This is a genomic window from Mycobacterium sp. MAA66 (assembly GCF_041261665.1).
GTDB lineage: Bacteria > Actinomycetota > Actinomycetes > Mycobacteriales > Mycobacteriaceae > Mycobacterium.
In genome coordinates this window covers 128,646-146,401 of sequence record NZ_JBGCCC010000008.1, presented here as the reverse complement: position 1 = coordinate 146,401, position 17,756 = coordinate 128,646, and the positions used below count along the sequence as shown (strand labels likewise).

Genomic DNA, 17,756 nt, shown 5'->3' with positions numbered 1-17,756 from the left:
GGCTACGGCCGCGTCCCTCGACGCTACAGTGCCTTCCACCATCTGGGTTAAGTTCGACATATGAGCGTCGTCCTGGAAACCGACTACGGTGCTGTACGTGTCATCACGATGAATCGTCCGGAGGCTCGGAATGCATTGAGCCGTAGCATGATTGGCTCCTTGTACAGCGCGTTGACTGCCACCGACGCAGACGACTCGGTGCGCGCGGTCGTACTAACCGGAAGTGATCCGGCATTCTGCGCAGGGGTCGACCTCAAAGAGGCGGCCGCCGACGGCATGGACTACTTCGCCGAATTCCAGGCCCACAACTGCATCGCTGCCGCAGCCGAGTTGCGCAAGCCCTTGATCGGCGCGATCAACGGCGCGACATTCACCGGCGGGCTGGAGCTTGCACTCGGTTGCGACTTCCTGCTGGCCTCCGAGCGTGCGGTGTTCGCCGACACTCATGCCCGGGTGAGCATTCTGCCCGGGGGCGGGATGACCGCACGCCTGCCGCACCTGGTGGGCGCAGCCATGGCCCGCCGGATGTCGATGACCGGCGAGGTAATCGACGCAGCACGTGCCGAACACATCGGACTGGTCACCGAAGTCGTGGTGCACGAACAGCTTCTACCTCGGTCCATCGAACTGGCCGCTCAGATCGCCGAGGTGCCCGGCCCGACGATGCTCGGGCTCAAGGAGATCTATCGTCGCGGCTCGGCCGCGGCCGTCGATCCGGCACTGGCTGCCGAACACGACATCGCCGGCGCCCAGACCCGAGATTTCGCGGGGTTGGGCGATCGGTTCCAGGCGGTGTCTGCACGCAACAAGAGTCAGCTGTGAATCAAGGCGTCGGAGTCAAGGTGAACGGCAACCAATAGGCGCCCGGGCCGTCACCCGGGCAGCCGGCTCCGGACACCGTGAAGGTCCGTTCACCCGAGAAGCTGCCATCGCCGTTGGGCCGCAGGAAGTCCGACCGGACGGCGTTCACCGCAGTGCCACCCGGGCCGCAGTGGAACGGATAGTCGCCGGAGGACTCCCACCGGTCGCCACTCCACCGATAGTCGAACAGGGCCGGCGCATTCGGATTCTCTTGCAGTTCAGTCAGTCTCAACCAGTGCGCCACACAGCCCCCGACATCGCACACCGTCCTGAACGAGGCCGCCTGAGTCGACGGATCCGAGACGTCAGGACGCCCATTGAAAGTCTGGCGCGAATGGTCCAGATACGTGTCATATGAACCGTAAAGCGGTACCGGTTCAGCACGGTCGGCGTGCGCGGACGGAGCGAGTGCCCCGAGCACGATCAGCGGCGCCAGGCACATTTTCGACAACATGGCTCTTGCTAACACACCGCAGCTACCCATGTGTCCGTTTGGGCGATGACGGCGGTCAGCGCACGACGCCGTGGACGACGATCGCGGTGGTCTCGTCGACCCAGCTCTCGCCGAGCTCGTCAGCCGGATGCAGAAGCATGCGTAAAAGTGTTGCACCACCGATAATTTCGATCAGCCGCTCCGGGTTGACATCAGGGTGCACCTCTCCCCGCTCTACGGCATGTTCGAGCCGGACCCGCACTACGTCGAACAGTCCGTGAAAGCGGCCCACCACACGTGCGTTGAGCTCTTGATCGGCATTCATGTCGGCGACCAGCCCGGGTAGCGCCGCGCGAACCAGCGGGCTGGTGAAGACATCCCGAGCGGCCGCGATCATGCCACGGATGTCACCGGCGATATCTCCTTCCGGGGTCGCCAATGCGGTGGGCGCGGTCGGAAATACGGCCTCGTGCACCAACTCGGGCTTACTCGACCACCGGCGGTACAGGGCCGTCTTGGTGGTCCCCGCGCGGTCTGCGATGGCTGCCATGGTGAGGTTGGCGTAACCGACTTCGGGCAACAACTCAGCGGCAGCGGCCAATACTGCGGTGTCGATCCGCGGGTCACGCGGCCGCCCGGCGCCCGAGGGCTTGTCAACCGGTTGCAGGTCTGATTTCATAACGCTACGCATAGTATCGTATTTATTCCGGAAAGGACGGTCTGTGACGAACGAATCAGCTGCTGAGGTGTCGGTCGAGACCAACGTCGATCACATCCAGCGCTCCAGCCGAGACGTCACCACCGTGCCCGACATCCTGTCGCAGTGGCTGTCGACGGTCATGGACGGCGGCACCAGGCCGGACATCACCGTGGAGAGCGGCATCGACTCCAACGGAATGTCCTCGGAGACAATTATTCTCACCGGCAGGTGGACCGAGGACGGCCGGCCGGTGGAACAGAAATGGGTGGCCAGGGTGGCACCGACCGACGAAGACGTTCCGGTGTTTTCGTCTTATCGACTGGACCACCAATTCGACGTGATGCGCCTGGCCGGCGAACTGACCGACGTTCCCGTCCCCCGGGTGCGTTGGTTGGAGACCACCGGCGAGGTGCTGGGCGCCCCGTTCTTCCTGATGGACTGTGTGGACGGCCAGGTACCGCCCGACGTGATGCCCTACACCTTCGGCGGCAACTGGTTCGCCGACGCCACTGCGGAGCAGCAGCGCACCCTGCAGGACTCCACCGTCGACGCCATCGCAAAGCTGCACTCGATCCCCAACGCCGACAAAACATTCGGTTTCCTCACCGAGATCGACCCACCCGGAGACACCGCGTTGCGCCGGCACTTCGGCTGGCTCAAGGACTGGTATCAGTACGCGGCAGCGGGCCTGGAGCGCTCGCCGTTGGTCGAACGCGCGCTGGAATGGCTCGAGGCCAACTTCCCCGACGACGTCGCCGCCTCGGAATCGGTTCTGGTATGGGGCGATTCGCGGATCGGCAACGTGATGTACCAGGACTTCAAGCCGTCGGCGGTGCTCGACTGGGAGATGGCCACCGTCGGCCCCCGCGAGTTCGACGTGTCATGGATCATCTTCGCGCACAAGGTATTCGAGGAACTCGCTGGCTTGGCCGGGCTCCCCGGACTACCGGACGTACTACGCGAAGAGGACGTCCGCGCGAAATACAAGAACCTGACCGGTGTCGAGGTCGGCGATCTGCGCTGGTTCTACATCTACTCCGGCGTGGTGTGGTGTTGCGTTTTCATGCGCACCGGAGCCCGTCGGGTGCATTTCGGCGAGATGGAACGGCCCGCGGACATCGAATCGCTGTTCTACCACCGGTCTCTGCTCGAGAAGCTTCTGGAAGGATCCGCCTAAATGCTCGGCCCCATGGACGAATACCCGATCCACCAGATACCGCAGCCGATCGCCTGGCCCGGGTCCAGCGACCGGAACTTCTACGATCGCTCATACTTCAATGCGCACGACCGCACCGGCGACATCTTCATCATCACCGGTCTGGGCTATTACCCGAACCTCGGAGTCAAGGACGCGTACTTCCTGGTGCGCCGTGGTGATACGCAGACAGCGGTGCACCTGTCCGACGCGATCGATCAGGACCGCATCAATCAACACGTCCTGGGCTACCGAGTCGAGGTCACCGAGCCGCTGCGCAAGATTCGTATCGTGCTCGACGAGACCGACGGCATCGCCGCCGACCTGACCTGGGCCGGCTTGTTCGATGTCGTCCAGGAGCAGCCGCATTTGATGCGGCAGGGCAACCGGCTCTCCCTGAATGCCCAGCGCTTCGCCCAATTGGGTTCCTGGAGCGGCCATCTCGCCATCGACGGCGAGGAGATCAAGGTTGACCCGTCGACGTGGATCGGATCCCGCGACCGGTCCTGGGGCATCCGGCCCATCGGTGAGGCCGAACCCGCCGGCCGGCCGGCCGATCCGCCGTTCGAAGGCATGTGGTGGTTGTACGTGCCGATCGCCTTCGAAGAGTTCGCGATCGTGATGATCATCCAGGAAGCCCCCGACGGCTTCCGCTCGCTCAACGACTGCAGCCGGATCTGGAAGGACGGCCGCGTCGAGCAGCTGGGCTGGCCACGGGTGAAGATTCACTACCGATCCGGCACCCGGATCCCCACCGGCGCCACCATCGAGGCGACGGCGCTGGATGGCTCGCCGGTGCGGTTCGACGTGGAATCCAAACTGCCCGTGCCGATTCACGTCGGCGGCGGTTACGGTGGCGACTCTGACTGGCTGCACGGCATGTGGAAGGGCGACAAGTTCACCGAGCGGCTCACCTACGACATGAACGACCCCGCGGTCGTGGGCCGCTCCGGCTTCGGCGTCATCGACCATGTCGGACGCGCGGTCTGCCACGAAGGCAACAAGCCGCCGGCCGAGGGTTGGGGCCTGTTCGAGCACGGTGCACTCGGCCGACATGACCCGTCGGGATTTCCGGACTGGCTGACCATGGCTCCTTAGCCCCCCAAGTCCTCCGCTCCGTCCCCTCGGCGAGCGGAGCCAACTGTCCCCGGCCCAATGGCGTGCTGGGGACAGTTGTTTTTTCAGGCTCATCTCGTTACGACTGGACGGTGCGCAAACGACGTGGCCAGTTACGTAACGCGCCTATGGGCTCGGCTCAACGAGCCCACCACAGGAGCGCGGCGGCGATCAGCTCGACCAGACAGTAGAACCAGTTGGGGTAGAACGTGGTTCGGTGGTCGACGACCGCTGAGTACATCCGCCCGAACGCCATCCCGGCCAACGCGATACTCACGGTGAGCACGATGCCGGCCCGGATCTGCTCGGCCGCAGTGATCGAATACCCGAGCACAGCGGCCATGGCCAACCCAAAGCCTCCGTAGACCGCGCGGACCTCAGCCCGGGATGCCGCCTGACCCAAGACAATCCCGAACGGATTGAGCATCGCGGACGGAGCCGTCAGCGCACGCAACCCCATGGCTGCGAAGAACACTGCAGTGGCTCCGAGAACGACGACGGAAGCTGTGGACACGGTGACCTCCCGACAAGAACTGACAGGAACCCAGCATGACTCATGTGTGGTTCAGCCCGCACCTAACCGTCGATCTTGCTGAAAATGACTCAGAGCCTCCACATTTCGCGTTCCATGGCGGACTGCTCGAGGTACCGGAAGCGATCAGCTTCGTGTTCGTGCGTCCGCAGGGCGCGATGCACCCGGGCAACGATGGCGGCGGTCGCAGCTTCCCACAAGTGGGCGGCCGTAGCCGCGGGCCTGACAGTAACGAAGGCTGTGTTGGCAGCAGTCATCGCGGTTTCCCTTCATGAACCCCGACAATGTTGGGATCTGTGATTTGTCGGCGTCGGCAACGTCGGCGCTGGTGCTGGACTCAGCAACCGAAGTCACAGATATATTCCCTGGCACTCATGCGTCGGCGGACTGCTGCCGTGGCGGGCCGCTGTGGCAAACACTTGCCCAGGACGCAGCCTGGCCCGAGGAAAACTCAGGCGGACTTGGCTGCCCGCTGCGAGGCCCGTCCGAACACCATCGACTCCTCGATGTTGTCGAACCGGTGGTCGATGACGTCCAACACATAGTTGTGCCGGACGTGCCAGGGCCGATGCGTGCCGGATCTGGGCAACGCGTGCGGGTTGCGATTGATGTAGCCCGCGTCGAGATCGAAGGTCTTCTTCTCTGCGATAGGCACGCCACCCAGATGCGGATAGGCGTGGGTGTATCCGTGAACATCCATGTATGCCAACAACTTTGCCACCGCGCTAGCCGTCATGTCGGCCCGCAGTGTCCACGAAGCGTTGGTGTAGCCCAGGCACCAGGCCATGTTCGGCACATCGTCGAGCAGAAACTCTTTGTAGGCGAACCGGTCCGAGGCCTTGAATCCGACGCCGTCAAGGCTCAGCTCGATACCGCCGAGCGCCTGCAGTTGCAGACCCGTCGCGGTCACGATGATGTCGGCGTCGATGCGTCCGCCCGATTTGAGCACGATGCCCGTCGCGTCGAAGTGATCGATGTGGTCGGTCACGACGCGGGCCCGGCCTTCGCTGATGGCCTCGAAGATGTCGCGGTCCAGCACCGCGCACAGCCGCTGATCCCATGGGTCATATCGGGGCTTGAAGTGCACGTCGACCGGGTAGCCCGGCGGCAGCGCCGCAACCGCACGCCCGCGGAGCAGTCGACGGGCACCCTCGGGGTACTTGCGCATCAAATTGTAGGAAAGCACCGAGATCAACACATTCCTGAACCACACCAGTCGGTGAGCGATCTTGCGCGGCAACAGCTTCCGGATCGCCGCGACCATCGGATCGATCCGCGGTTGGGACATCATGTACGTCGGTGACCGCTGCAGCATGGTGACCAGGTCGGCGGTCTTGGCCATTGCCGGCACCAGACTGATCGCGGTCGCGCCGCTGCCGATCACCACGACCTTCTTGCCGGCGTAGTCCAGTGACTCGGGCCAGAACTGCGGGTGCACAACCTCACCACCGAAGTTGCCGAGACCGGGGAACTCCGGGGTGTAGCCCTCGTCGTAGTTGTAATAACCGGTACCGAAGAACACGAAGCGCCCGCGATAGGCCTTGGGCACCCCCTCTTGGACGGTCTGCACGGTCCAGGTATCGGTCGACGAGTCCCAATCAGCCGAGCGCACATGAGTGTTGAAGGTGATGTGCCGGTCGATGCCGTGATGGCGCGCCGCCGCGGTCAAGTACTCCCGGATGTCGTCGCCGTCGGCGATGTTCTCCGGCCGGGTCCACGGCTCATACGGCAGGCTGAGCGTGAAGATGTCGCTGTCGGAGCGAATGCCCGGGTAGCGAAACAGGTCCCAGGTGCCGCCGATGCGTTCACGACGTTCCAGCAGCGCGTAGGTCATCTGGGGATTGCGCTGTTGCAACCGGTACGCCGCGCCGATACCGGAAATGCCGGCTCCGATGATCAACACATCGAAGTACTCGGGCTGCCCGTCCATCAAGAAGCTCCCTTGGTTCGTAACCGGTACCACCGGTACCACATTAGGACACGGCCGCCGACGCGAACAGAAAAGCTAGGACACTGCCGCGAGTAAAGCCCGAAACTGCTGGTTGACCTCGTGTGGGCGCTCGAGAATGGCGCAATGCCCGCCCGTCAGCTCCACGAACGACCACAGATTCGGAGCGTGGGCGGCAATCCGCCGGGACGCCGCGATGGGCAGCAGCCGATCCTTGACGCTGCCGATGACCAAAGTGGGCACCGTGAGATTGGCCAGTCCGATGTGGCGCGGGCCGAGGCTGTCGACCAAGGCGTTCGTCCAGCCACTGCGGCCGGCCGCCGACGTGCCCTCGAACAGCTCGAACACAAAGTCGGCGATGGCCGGGTCGGCGTCATGACCCACTGCGACGGTCGCGACGAATCGTCGCCCGGGCCGACGCGAGCCCGGCACCAGAGGCGCACCGCCGAAGGTCTTGAGCAGTCGGCCGGCGGCCCGCTCCCGTGGAGTTTCCAACTGTCGGGGCGCCGGGAGAAACTGAACCAGCCGCAGTAGATCACCGGTGGTGGTGTTGACCAGGGCGACGGCGTCCGCACATTCCGCGACGCGCTCCGGATACCGCTCAGCCCAGGAAGTGATCGCGATGCCACCCATCGAGTGCCCCGCGATGACGGCACGCTCCCCCGGTCGCAATGTCGCGGCCAGCACCGCGTCCAGGTCGGCGGCCAGAAAATCCAGGTTGTATTTGCCCCGTCCGCGCGGAGCCTGGCTCAGGCCATGCCCGCGGTGGTCGAAGGCGATGACCCGGTGGTCCTTGGACAGGTCGGAGATCTGGTTACCCCACACGCCGATGGCGCAGGTGATGCCGTGTGCCAGCACGATCGGGTAGCCATCGTCGGGGCCGAAAACCTCGACGTGCAGCCGGGTGCCGTCAACCCCGCGCACTTCCAGCGACTGGCCCGGCGGCAGCGCCGCGGGGCGTCCAGGTCTGGCCAACCAGGCCTCGTTGAACACGGTCACGGTTGCTCCGTTCTGTTCGGCGACGTTGCCGGTGGGGAAACCCCAGAACCCGCACATTACCTACATCGCCAAAACCGGCTTGATCGTTCGGCCCCCTTTGGCGTCGGCCCAGGCCTGATCGAAGTCGTCGAACCGGTAGCTGCGGACCATCTTGTGCACCGGCAGTTCACCGCGACGCAGGTAGCCGGCGAGCTGTGGGATGAAAGCGTGCGGCTCACTGTCGCCCTCGATGACGCCCTGCACACGCAGACCGTTGGCCAGGATCAACCCCACCGGCAGTTCGGCCGTCAGGGCCCCGAGCCCGACCAACGCCAGGGTGCCGCACTTGTGCAGCAGCGACAGCGCGGTGCTGATCACATCGGCGCGCGCGGTGGTGTCCACCGCCAATGTGGCCCCGCCGGCGGTGAGTTCGCGGAGCCGGCCGATGAGGTCGTCCGACGCCGGGTCGACGGTACCGGTGGCGCCCAATTCGACTGCCAGCGTGCGTCGTTCGGCGATCGGATCAACCGCGACGATCGTTGCACAACCGGCGATCCGCGCACCCATGACCGCTGACAGCCCCACAGCACCAGCCCCATACACGACGATCGAATCGGTGGGCTTGGCCGCCAACGTGTTCAGTACGGCACCCACCCCGGTCTGCACACTGCAGCCCAGCGGTGCGGCCAGCACCGGGTCGAGCGCCTCCGTCAGCACCACCGTGTTGGAGGCCTTGGAGATGACGTGGGTCGCGAAGCTGGACTGACCGAAGAATCCACCCCGCACCGGTGCTCCGTCGAGGCGCAGCGCGCTGGACTGGTCACCACGATCCCCGGCCATGTTCAATCCGGTCGCCGCGTCGCAGTAGGCGGGCCGGCCCGCAGTGCAGTGTGCGCACCGCTCGCAGCTGGCGAAGGTCAACACCACCTGGCTACCGATGTCGATCCGCGTCTGCGGACCGGCGGCAACGACGGTGCCCACGCCTTCGTGGCCGAACACCATGGGCGTTCGCTTGTCGGGCCATCGCGCCGCGATGCTGATATCGGTGTGGCAGATACCCACCGCGTCGATGGCGACCAGGACCTCGTCGGCCTGCGGCTCCCGAACCTGGACGTCGAGCAGGGTCGGGTCGGATCCCCCGTGCCGCAGTACGGCCGCGCGTGCGTCGATCATTCCGGCATGTTAGATGGAGGCATCTGTGCCCGGACAGCCCGGCGCATAAGGAGGACACCATGCGCGCCATACAGATCGCCCGGTTGGACGGCCCGTCGGCCGCCGAGCTCACCGAGATCGCCGAACCCGACGGCACCGATGCCGTGGTGATCGAGGTGCATGCGGCCGGTGTGGCGTTCCCCGATGCGCTGCAGTCGCGCGGCCTCTACCAGCACAAGCCGGCGTTGCCGTATGTGCCGGGCGCCGAGTTGGCCGGAGTGGTGCGCAGCGCGCCGCCCGGCGCGCACGTGGCGGCCGGCGATCGGGTGGCCGCGCTGACCATGCTCAGCGGTGCGATGGCAGAAGTTGTGGCGCTACCGGCCGAATTGGTGTTCGCATTGCCCGACACGGTGTCATTCGAGGCGGGCGCGGGGCTGTTGTTCAACGATCTGACGGTGCACTGCGCGCTGCGTACCCGAGGCCGGTTGGCTGCCGGCGAGACGGTCCTGGTGCACGGTGCCGCAGGCGGCATCGGCACCTCGACGCTGCGGATGGCGCCGGCATTGGGCGCGGCGCGCACCATTGCCGTCGTCAGCTCTCCCGAAAAGGGCGAGATCGCCCGTGCGGCAGGTGCTTCCGATGTTGTCATGGCCGACGGATTCAAGGATGCGGTGGCCGAACTGACCGGCGGCCGCGGAGTGGACGTGGTATTGGACCCGGTGGGCGGCGATCGCTTCACCGATTCACTGCGGTCGCTGGCCCCGGGCGGCCGGCTGCTGGTGGTCGGCTTCACCGGAGGCGACATCCCGACAGTGAAGGTCAACCGGCTGCTGTTGAACAACGTCGATGCGGTCGGCGTGGGTTGGGGTGCTTGGGTTTCCAGCCATCCGGGCTATCTGGCCGAGCAGTGGGCCGAGCTGGCACCGCTGCTGGCCTCGGGTGCGGTGGCGCCGCCGGAGCCGGTGGTGTTTCCGCTGGAGCGGGCCGCCGAGGCCATCGGTTCGCTGGAAAATCGTTCGGCGACAGGGAAAGTGGTCGTCAGCGTGCGCTGACTGTCAGCCGGGGTCAGCGTGCGCTGACCGGCAGGATCAACCGAGACTGCCCACCGTCACCGTGCGCGACGGTGTGTACCACCGACACCATCCGGGTACCGCTGCCCACCGGTTCTCCGGTACCCAGGTTGCGCGCGAACCGCGGATAGCAACCGCCGGCGATCAGCAATCGGATGCGATGGCCTGCCCGGAACCGGTAGGCGGTCGGGTCCAGCTCTATCCGCAGCGGCCCCACGGTGGGCACGGTCAACCGTAGATAGCCGTCACTGACGTTGCGGGACCGCCCATCTGGCGCGACGTCGCTGATCCGGACATACACGTCGGCGTGCGGGTTGGCGGTGCTGTGGGTCAACTCGACGATCGGCGCGCCCAGGGTCTCGACATCGTCGGCCAGCGCCGGGCCGGTGAAACACAGCACGTCGCTGCGGTGCGCCAGTTCGGTGTCGTCCACATAGCCCGACTTGCCCGAAACCAGAAGGCGCCCACCAATACTGGGCGTGGGATCGATCGGGTTGTAGACGAAAGTCGATGGTTGTCCGCCCCGCGACGGTGCGTCGGTCAGCGCCTCACCCGGATGCAGATACAGCACCTGTTCACCACTGGGCGGGGGCCAGTCTTGCAGCTCCAGCCAGTCGCCGTCATTGGTACAGACCCGCACCGGAGCACCAATGCGGCGGGCGCCGTCCAGCCATTCCAACGATTCGCGCAGCGCCTCGGTGCCGCCGTCGCCGTGCGTCCACGGCCCGACCGTCAGGGCAACGTCGATGCCGCGCTCCCGTAGCCGCCGGTACTGCTCCATGGTCTGCTCCAGAAACGCATCCTGCCAACCGGTGATGAGCAGCAGCGGGCCGCTCAGCCGGTCCAGCGCGTGGTCGACCCGCAGTCCCTGCCAGTACGGCGCTGCCGGATCGTCGTGTCCGAGCCAGGAGGTGAACCACGGCGTGCGACCTGCCAGCAGGTCATCAGCGGCCTGGCTCACCGGCAACGCACTCAACGCCGGCCGCAGTGTCCGGCGAATGGCATTGCCCCGCACCATCTGCCGGATCCAGCCACCGTCATGCTGGATACCCACTTGATAGGTCCACCCCAGGAAGTCACCCAACGCGAACGAGCCTGTGCCCCAAACTGATTGACCGAAGTCGTGAGGTGCCATGGTGATGACCGAAGTAGCCAGGTCGGCCGGCTGGTCCACCAGCAACGCAAGTTGCGTGTAGCCCAGATAGGACGCCCCCACCGTGACGAAGTCCCCGGTGAACCAGCTCTGCACCCGCAGCCAGTCGGCGGTGTCCGCACCGTCCTCGACCTCGTGTCGTCCCGGCTCGAACTCGCCGCCCGAACCGAAGGTTCCGCGAGTGCTCTGCAGAGCGACATGGAATCCGTACGCTGCGTACACCCCGGCGATCACCCGGGTCGGCAGGCCGTCGCGACCGTAGGGAGTTCTGATCAGCACGGTTCCGGCGGGCTTACGGGTGCTCGGGCCGTAGTGGTCGGCCAGCAGCTCCACGCCGTCGCGCATCGGCACGGGCAGTGACCGCTGCACCCGGAAGCGGACGGGGCGGCGCGAGAGCTTCATGCGGCGCAACATGACCCGGGCGCCCAGCTCGGCCAGAATGTCGCGACGCATCGCACCATGTCATCACACCCGGGTCATGACGTGCAGCATTGTGATTGGATCAACACCCGTGAGCGGTTCGCTTCCGATGGTCACCCGTCGACGATTCATCGGCGGGTCCGCGTTGGCCGCCGCCTTCGCGGCGATGCCGTCGCATGTGCAGCAGGCGCTCGCGGAACCGGTGCCTCCGAAGCCGATCGAGCACGTAGTGCTGCTGATGCAGGAGAACCGCTCGTTCGACCATTACTTCGGGACCATGAGCGGGGTACGCGGGTTCGGTGACCCGACGGCGGCTCGACTGCCCAACGGTGCATCGGTTTTCGCGCAACCCGATCCGGAGAACCCCGACGGGTACACCTTGCCGTTCCATCTCGACACCTCGCGCAACAGCGTGCAGAAGATCCCGTCGACCTCACACGCCTGGTCGGTGCAGCACTCCGCACTGGCCGGCGGCCGGATGGACAACTGGCTGCCGGCGCACCGCAAGGCCGACGGCGCCAACGGACCGTTCGTCATGGGGTACTACCAGCGCGAGGACATCCCGTTTCATTTCGCGCTGGCCGACGCATTCACGGTCTGCGATGCCTACCACTGTTCGGTGCTCGGGCCCACCTGGCCGAATCGAATGATGTGGATGACCGGCACCATCGACCCGGCCGGTACACACGGCGGCCCGATCACTCGCAATGTCACGCCCGCCGGCGGATATTCGTGGACCACCTATCCGGAACGGCTGGAACAAGCCGGGGTCAGTTGGAAGGTCTACAACGAGATCAACGACTACGAGCTGAACATCCTGGAGCAGTTCACCCAGTATCAGCAAGCACCGAAGGATTCGGCGTTGTACCGCAAAGGTATTGCGCTCTCCCCCATCGGCTCTTTCGATGCGGACGCCCGGGCCGACCGTTTGCCCGCGGTGTCGTGGATCATGCCCAGCGCAGTGACCTGCGAGCATCCCGACTATCGCCCGGCCGATGGCGCCAAGTTCATCGCGGACCGGATCAACGCCGTCGCAGCCAATCCGGAGCTGTGGGCCAAGACCGTGTTCATACTCAACTACGACGAGAACGACGGGTTGTTCGATCACGTGATCCCACCGCTGCCGCCGGCCGGAACCGCCGGGGAGTTCGTCCGCGGGGAGCCGATCGGCGGTGGCTATCGGGTGCCGTGCATCATCGTGTCGCCGTGGACAATTGGCGGCTGGGTGGCCTCGGAATTGTTCGACCACACATCGATTCTCCAGTTTCTGGAGTGGTTCACCGGGGTGCGCGAGCCCAACATCTCCGCGTGGCGACGCAAGACTTTTGGCGATCTCCGGTCGGCATTGCGACTGGACCAACCCGTCGGCACGCCCGTGCAATTCCCGAACGTCGATCAGGAAGTGTTGCAGGCCAATGCAACTGATCAGTTGCCGGCGCCCGTGGTCCCGACCATGCCGCAGAGTCGGCCCGTGCAGGTACCCGGCACCAAGCCGCACGTGAACTGACGATCCTGTACCGCATTCGGGTCACAAGACGGCGGTGAAGTACCGAGACCGTCCCATCTGGTCGGTGAGATCGTCATCGCGGGTGTGGCCATACCGGACCAGCAATTCGCGTGCAGTAACGGTACTGATCGCCCATCCGTGCTGTCGTAGCCATTCGACAGTGTCCGCGCGTTCGTCACCGAACCACAGCGCCGACGGATCGGCACTGCCGTCAGTGAAGCTTGCGAACATTCGGTGCACCGCCCCGCCTTCGGTCATCGCCGCTCCCATCTGCGACGCCCCACCGCCCAGCGGCGCGAAATCTTCTACAGCGAAACAACTTCCGGGCGCCGACAGATCCATGACCCGCTGGAACAACAGATCTTGGGCCGCGCCGGGCAGGAACGGCAACAGGCCCTCGGCCAGCCAGGCGGTGGGTTGAGTCCGGTCGAAACCGGCCTCGATCAGTGCGGCCGGCCAGTCATCACGCAGGTCGACAGCCAACGTACGGACCGTGGTGTTCGGGGTGATGCCGTGCTGACCGAGCACATCACCCTTGAACTGCAGCACCTTCGGGAGGTCGAGTTCGTATAGCGTGGTGCCGGCCGGCCACTCCAGCCGGTAGCCCCGGACATCAAGCCCCGCAGCAAGAATCACCGCCTGGCGGATGCCCGCTGTTCCCGCCGCCGCGAAAAACTCATCGAAGTACCTGGTGCGCGCACCGAGGTAGCTGCTGAACACCACCACATCGTTCTCAGCAGCAATTGCCGGGTCGCCCAGCATCTCGGTGAAGATCGGCGCCTGCCCCGCGGTCGCCGCAACGAAATGCTGCGCGTACTCGTCGCGGGCGATTGCGTCGGGCTTGCGGGCTTCGATGGCCCGCATCGCCGCCACCGCCAGCGCCGTGGCACCCACGCTTGTCACTATGTCCCAGGAATCATCGACCGATCGCACGATTGCCACGTTACGCCGCCGCCGAAGCTGCCGTTTCTGGTGAAATCCTGTCCAAATCCCCTGAAGATCAAGGCGTCCGCGGGTCAGAGCTGGACGACAACGCTCTTGTTCTTCAGGTACGCCTCGAGGCCTTCGCGGCCGAACTCCTGTCCCCAGCCGGACTGCTTGTAGCCACCGAACGGCAGATCGTGGTCAAACACCAACTGACAGTTGACCTGAACGCTGCCGGCCTGCAACCGCTTGACGATCCGGTGGGCCCGGCTCACATTGGTGGTCCACGCGGTAGCCGCCAGCCCGTAGCTGGTGTCGTTGGCCATCGCGACAGCCTCATCCTCGGTGTCGAACGGCAGGATGGAAACCACCGGACCGAAGATCTCCTGTTGGTACAGGCGCATTCCGGGGTCGACATTGGTCAGCACGGTCGGGTGCACGAAGTAGCCCTTGCGGTCCAACCGGTATCCGCCGGTGACCACATCGACGCCGTCGCGCTTGCCTTCGTCGATGAAGCCCATGACGCGGTCGAGCTGCTTGGCGCTGATCAGCGGGCCACTCATCACACCCTCTTCGGACGGGCCGCCCAGCTTCATGAAATTGGCGACGCCGGCGATGCCCTCGACCACTTGGTCGTAGACGCCGCGCTGCACGAAAATCCTTGAGCCACAGACACAGCCTTGCCCGGAGTGGACGAAGATGCCCATGGCCGCGCCGAAGATGGCCTTGTCCAGGTCGGCGTCGTCGAAGATCAACACCGGCGACTTGCCGCCGAGTTCGAGCATGACCTTCTTGAGATTGCCCGCCGAGGCCTTGACGATCTCCTTGCCGACATCGGTCGATCCGGTGAACGCCACCTTCTCGACGTCCGGGTGTGCGGTGATGGCGGCGCCGGCGGTGTACCCGTAGCCGGTGATCAGGTTGACCACACCCTCGGGAACCCCCGCCTGATGGATGAGCCGATCCAGCAGGACGGCCGAAAGCGGAGTCTCCTCAGCGGGTTTCACCAGACTGCTGCAGCCCGCGGCCAGTGCGGGCGCGATCTTGGCGCAGGCGTTGAAGATCGGCCCGTTCCACGGAAAGATCAGGCCCACAACGCCGTACGGTTCACGCAGGGTATAGCCGTGCTGGTCGACGTAGCTGTCCGAGGCGATACCGCTGGTGCGAATGTCATAGGCGGTGCCGTTGATCTTGGAACACCAGCCCGCGTAGTAGCGGAAGAACTCGGCGCAGGTCGGCACCACCAATTCGGCCTGCATCTTCATCATGCCGGTGTTGGCCGAGTCGATCTGGGCGAATTCGGCTGCGTGCTCGTCGATCAGGTCGGCGATGCGCCACATGATCTTCGCGCGCTCGCGGCCGGGCAGCCCTGACCAGACGCCGTCCTCGAAGGTCGATTTGGCCCGGGCGACGGCATCGTCGACCGCCTCGGGACCGCAGTCGCGGAATTCGGTGAGCGGCTCCTCGGTCACCGGATCGATGATCGTGATGACATCGCCCGTGCCGGGGCGCTTCTCAATGTCATCCAAGACCGACTGCAGCGTCATCGATTCCCTCTCGTCATCGCCGGCGCACCCTCGGACGAGCGAGCGCGAATGCTGAGCACCTGCTTAGCATTCGTCCTGGCGGGTCGTCAAGAGTTCGCTCGGATCACGAGATTGTCTGAGAAGATCAACGACGTGAGCGCCGGCCACGACTACACCTCTCCCGAACTCGATCGCAGCGCCTTGGTGCTGATCGACGTCCAGAACGACTTCGTCTCCGGGACCGCACAAGTTGACGGCACCGCCGAACACCTACCCGCCATGGCACGGCTGGTCGAGCTCTACCGAGCACGGCATCGACCGATCGTCCATGTCATCCGGTTGTACGTCCCGGGCGGCAGCGACGCCGATCCGCCCCGGCGGGCCGTGATCGAAGCAGGACAGCAGATCGCCGCACCGCACACCGACGGTGCCGCCATTCCCGCAACGCTGCTGGCCCATCCCCTCGATTACGAATCGCTGCTGGCGGGCGGCGTCCAGCACGTCGGCGCCAACGAGGTCGTGATGTTCAAGCCGCGCTGGTCGGCGTTCTACCGCACCGACCTCGACCGGCATCTACACGACCTGGGAGTGACCACCGTCGTGGTAGCCGGATGCAACCTCCCGAACTGCCCGCGGGCCACCCTGTTCGACGCCTCGGAACGCGACTACCGGGCCGCTCTGGTGACCGATGCGACCTCGCAGGTGACCACCGAACGACTCAACGATCTACGGCTCATCGGCGTCGAGCTGTTGACCATGGCTGATATCGACAGGTCTCTGCTAGCCGACGCATAGCAAAACCAGGCACCATCAATCCGAGGTACCGAGACGAGCCACGGGGGAAATCGATGGTCACCCTCGCCTCCGCACGCACCGCGTCGATACACGCGCGCCGACCCGCGCTGACCACGGCATGGTTGGCGCTGATCATCTCACCGCTGCTCATGTGGCTGATCCACCACGGACTACACCAAACGTTGGACCGCAGCCAGGCAGCCCGAACGATCGCACTGTCAGCCGGACTCCTGGCGTCCATCTTCATGGTTGTGCAAGTGGTGCTGATCGCCCGAATCCCCTTGTTGGAGCAGACCTGGGGACACGACCTGCTCGCTCGGCGGCACCGATGGCTCGGATTCTGGTCGTTCTGGTTGATGATCCTGCACATAACGGTGGAGACGATCGAACACCTGCAGCGCCGGCCCGACGCACCACGAGTCGCGCTACTGGATCTTTTCGTGTGGCGGTGGTGGCTGCTGCTTGCGACCATCGGCAGCTTGCTGATCGCAGTGGTCGTCGTCACGTCGACACGTTGGGCCCGCCGAAAAATGCGCTACGAGACATGGCATCTGGTGCACCTGAACGCGTACGCGGGCATGGGTTTTGCACTACCGCACCAGATCCTGCACGGTCCGGACTTCCATGGCGCGGGCGCCCAGTTCTATTGGTGGACCATATACAGCGCGGCCATCGCGGCGATCCTGATTTTTCGCGTGGGTATGCCCTTGTACCGCAGCGTCTTCCACCGCCTTCGGGTCGATACCGTCACCTTCGAGCGACCCGGAGTGGTGTCGGTGACGATGTCCGGCCGGCACCTGAACCAACTCCGCGCACGGTCGGGTCAGTTCTTCATCTGGCGGTTCCTCGACGGACCGCACTGGTGGCACGGCCATCCGTTCTCACTGTCGGACACACCGACAGACACTGCGCTGCGGGTCACCGTGCAGGCCTGCGGCGACGGCAGCACTCGGCTCGCCGAACTGCGCCCGGGAACCCGGGTGGCCATCGAAGGCCCGTACGGCACCATGACGTTGGACCGACGCGAGAACTCGCACGTGGTGTTCCTTGCCGCCGGACTCGGAATCGCCCCGTTACGGGCGCTGATGAGCGAACTGCAACCGGAAGCCGGCCATGCGCATCTGATCTACCGATGCACACTGGCCGAGCAGCAGATCTTCGTCGACGAACTCGATGCCCTGGCCGACACCACCGGCATTCAGGTCAGTTACCTCACCGGCCCGCGTCGCGACGAGTCCTCCTGGCTGCCGGCCGGTCACACCGGCGGTGACGTCGACGTACTGAGCCAGTTGGTTCCCGCGATCGGCGACTCCGATGTCTACCTGTGTGGGCCTGGGGGCTGGCTCCGTGCCGCTCGAGCAGCGGCGATCGGGGCCGGTGTGCACCGCAAACACATCCACAGTGAAGAATTCGCGTGGTGACGAGTGTCGACAGCCACCCGAGGAC

At 65.1% G+C, this 17,756-nt stretch carries 17 protein-coding genes; 7 read left to right on the top strand and 10 right to left on the bottom strand.

The features are described 5' to 3' along the window. The first annotated feature begins 60 nt into the window (after positions 1-60). Positions 61-822 carry an enoyl-CoA hydratase gene (locus tag ABIA30_RS20850; protein WP_370068869.1) on the top strand — a complete coding sequence of 254 codons (762 nt, stop codon included), beginning with the start codon at positions 61-63 and terminating at the stop codon, positions 820-822. Position 823: 1 nt separating this feature from the next. Here the strand turns inward: ABIA30_RS20850 and ABIA30_RS20845 are convergent, their stop codons facing one another. Next, positions 824-1,315 (bottom strand): hypothetical protein, encoded by a 492-nt coding sequence (locus tag ABIA30_RS20845; protein ID WP_370068867.1) that lies wholly within the window; start codon positions 1,313-1,315, stop codon positions 824-826. Positions 1,316-1,370: 55 nt separating this feature from the next. After that, on the bottom strand, positions 1,371-1,973 hold the full coding sequence (locus ABIA30_RS20840; protein WP_370068865.1) for a TetR/AcrR family transcriptional regulator: 603 nt from the start codon (positions 1,971-1,973) through the stop codon (positions 1,371-1,373). 43 nt (positions 1,974-2,016) lie between these two features. On the opposite strand from ABIA30_RS20840, the gene ABIA30_RS20835 reads away from it, so the two are divergent. Continuing rightward, positions 2,017-3,171, top strand: a complete 1,155-nt coding sequence (locus tag ABIA30_RS20835; RefSeq protein WP_370068863.1) for a phosphotransferase family protein — start codon at positions 2,017-2,019, stop codon at positions 3,169-3,171. Beyond that, complete coding sequence (locus ABIA30_RS20830) at positions 3,172-4,287, top strand: hypothetical protein (RefSeq protein ID WP_370068861.1); 1,116 nt, start codon at positions 3,172-3,174, stop codon at positions 4,285-4,287. It begins immediately after the preceding gene. 157 nt (positions 4,288-4,444) lie between these two features. Here ABIA30_RS20830 and ABIA30_RS20825 read toward each other — a convergent pair whose 3' ends face one another. From ABIA30_RS20825 to ABIA30_RS20805, 5 genes are all read right to left on the bottom strand, one after another. After that, the gene (locus ABIA30_RS20825) at positions 4,445-4,819 is read right to left on the bottom strand and encodes a DUF4345 domain-containing protein (protein WP_370068859.1); all 375 of its coding nucleotides are present in this window, start codon (positions 4,817-4,819) and stop codon (positions 4,445-4,447) included. An 89-nt stretch (positions 4,820-4,908) separates the two neighbouring features. Next, complete coding sequence (locus ABIA30_RS20820; RefSeq protein ID WP_370068857.1) at positions 4,909-5,094, bottom strand: hypothetical protein; 186 nt, start codon at positions 5,092-5,094, stop codon at positions 4,909-4,911. 194 nt (positions 5,095-5,288) lie between these two features. Next, on the bottom strand, positions 5,289-6,767 hold the full coding sequence (locus tag ABIA30_RS20815; RefSeq protein ID WP_370068856.1) for a flavin-containing monooxygenase: 1,479 nt from the start codon (positions 6,765-6,767) through the stop codon (positions 5,289-5,291). Positions 6,768-6,842: 75 nt separating this feature from the next. Continuing rightward, the gene (locus ABIA30_RS20810; RefSeq protein WP_370068854.1) at positions 6,843-7,784 is read right to left on the bottom strand and encodes an alpha/beta fold hydrolase; all 942 of its coding nucleotides are present in this window, start codon (positions 7,782-7,784) and stop codon (positions 6,843-6,845) included. A 60-nt stretch (positions 7,785-7,844) separates the two neighbouring features. Beyond that, the gene (locus ABIA30_RS20805) at positions 7,845-8,936 is read right to left on the bottom strand and encodes an NAD(P)-dependent alcohol dehydrogenase (protein WP_370068852.1); all 1,092 of its coding nucleotides are present in this window, start codon (positions 8,934-8,936) and stop codon (positions 7,845-7,847) included. A 59-nt stretch (positions 8,937-8,995) separates the two neighbouring features. On the opposite strand from ABIA30_RS20805, the gene ABIA30_RS20800 reads away from it, so the two are divergent. Continuing rightward, the gene (locus tag ABIA30_RS20800) at positions 8,996-9,967 is read left to right on the top strand and encodes an NADPH:quinone oxidoreductase family protein (protein WP_370068850.1); all 972 of its coding nucleotides are present in this window, start codon (positions 8,996-8,998) and stop codon (positions 9,965-9,967) included. 13 nt (positions 9,968-9,980) lie between these two features. Here the strand turns inward: ABIA30_RS20800 and ABIA30_RS20795 are convergent, their stop codons facing one another. Beyond that, positions 9,981-11,591: a CocE/NonD family hydrolase gene (locus ABIA30_RS20795; protein WP_370068848.1), complete on the bottom strand. Its 1,611-nt coding sequence runs from the start codon at positions 11,589-11,591 to the stop codon at positions 9,981-9,983. Positions 11,592-11,667: 76 nt separating this feature from the next. Here ABIA30_RS20795 and ABIA30_RS20790 point away from each other — a divergent pair, with 76 nt between their 5' ends. After that, a complete protein-coding gene (locus ABIA30_RS20790) occupies positions 11,668-13,065 on the top strand; it encodes an alkaline phosphatase family protein (protein ID WP_370069054.1) in 1,398 nt (465 codons plus the stop codon). A 21-nt stretch (positions 13,066-13,086) separates the two neighbouring features. Here the strand turns inward: ABIA30_RS20790 and ABIA30_RS20785 are convergent, their stop codons facing one another. After that, positions 13,087-14,001: a class I SAM-dependent methyltransferase gene (locus ABIA30_RS20785; protein ID WP_370069052.1), complete on the bottom strand. Its 915-nt coding sequence runs from the start codon at positions 13,999-14,001 to the stop codon at positions 13,087-13,089. Positions 14,002-14,081: 80 nt separating this feature from the next. Then, positions 14,082-15,536 carry an aldehyde dehydrogenase gene (locus tag ABIA30_RS20780; RefSeq protein ID WP_370068846.1) on the bottom strand — a complete coding sequence of 485 codons (1,455 nt, stop codon included), beginning with the start codon at positions 15,534-15,536 and terminating at the stop codon, positions 14,082-14,084. Positions 15,537-15,659: 123 nt separating this feature from the next. Between ABIA30_RS20780 and ABIA30_RS20775 the strand changes: the two genes are divergently transcribed. Both ABIA30_RS20775 and ABIA30_RS20770 read left to right on the top strand, forming a co-directional pair. Next, entirely contained in the window at positions 15,660-16,310 is a 651-nt protein-coding gene (locus tag ABIA30_RS20775) for a cysteine hydrolase family protein (RefSeq protein WP_370069050.1), read from the top strand. Between the two features lie 53 nt (positions 16,311-16,363). Then, the gene (locus ABIA30_RS20770; protein ID WP_370068844.1) at positions 16,364-17,731 is read left to right on the top strand and encodes a ferric reductase-like transmembrane domain-containing protein; all 1,368 of its coding nucleotides are present in this window, start codon (positions 16,364-16,366) and stop codon (positions 17,729-17,731) included. Positions 17,732-17,756: the final 25 nt, after the last annotated feature.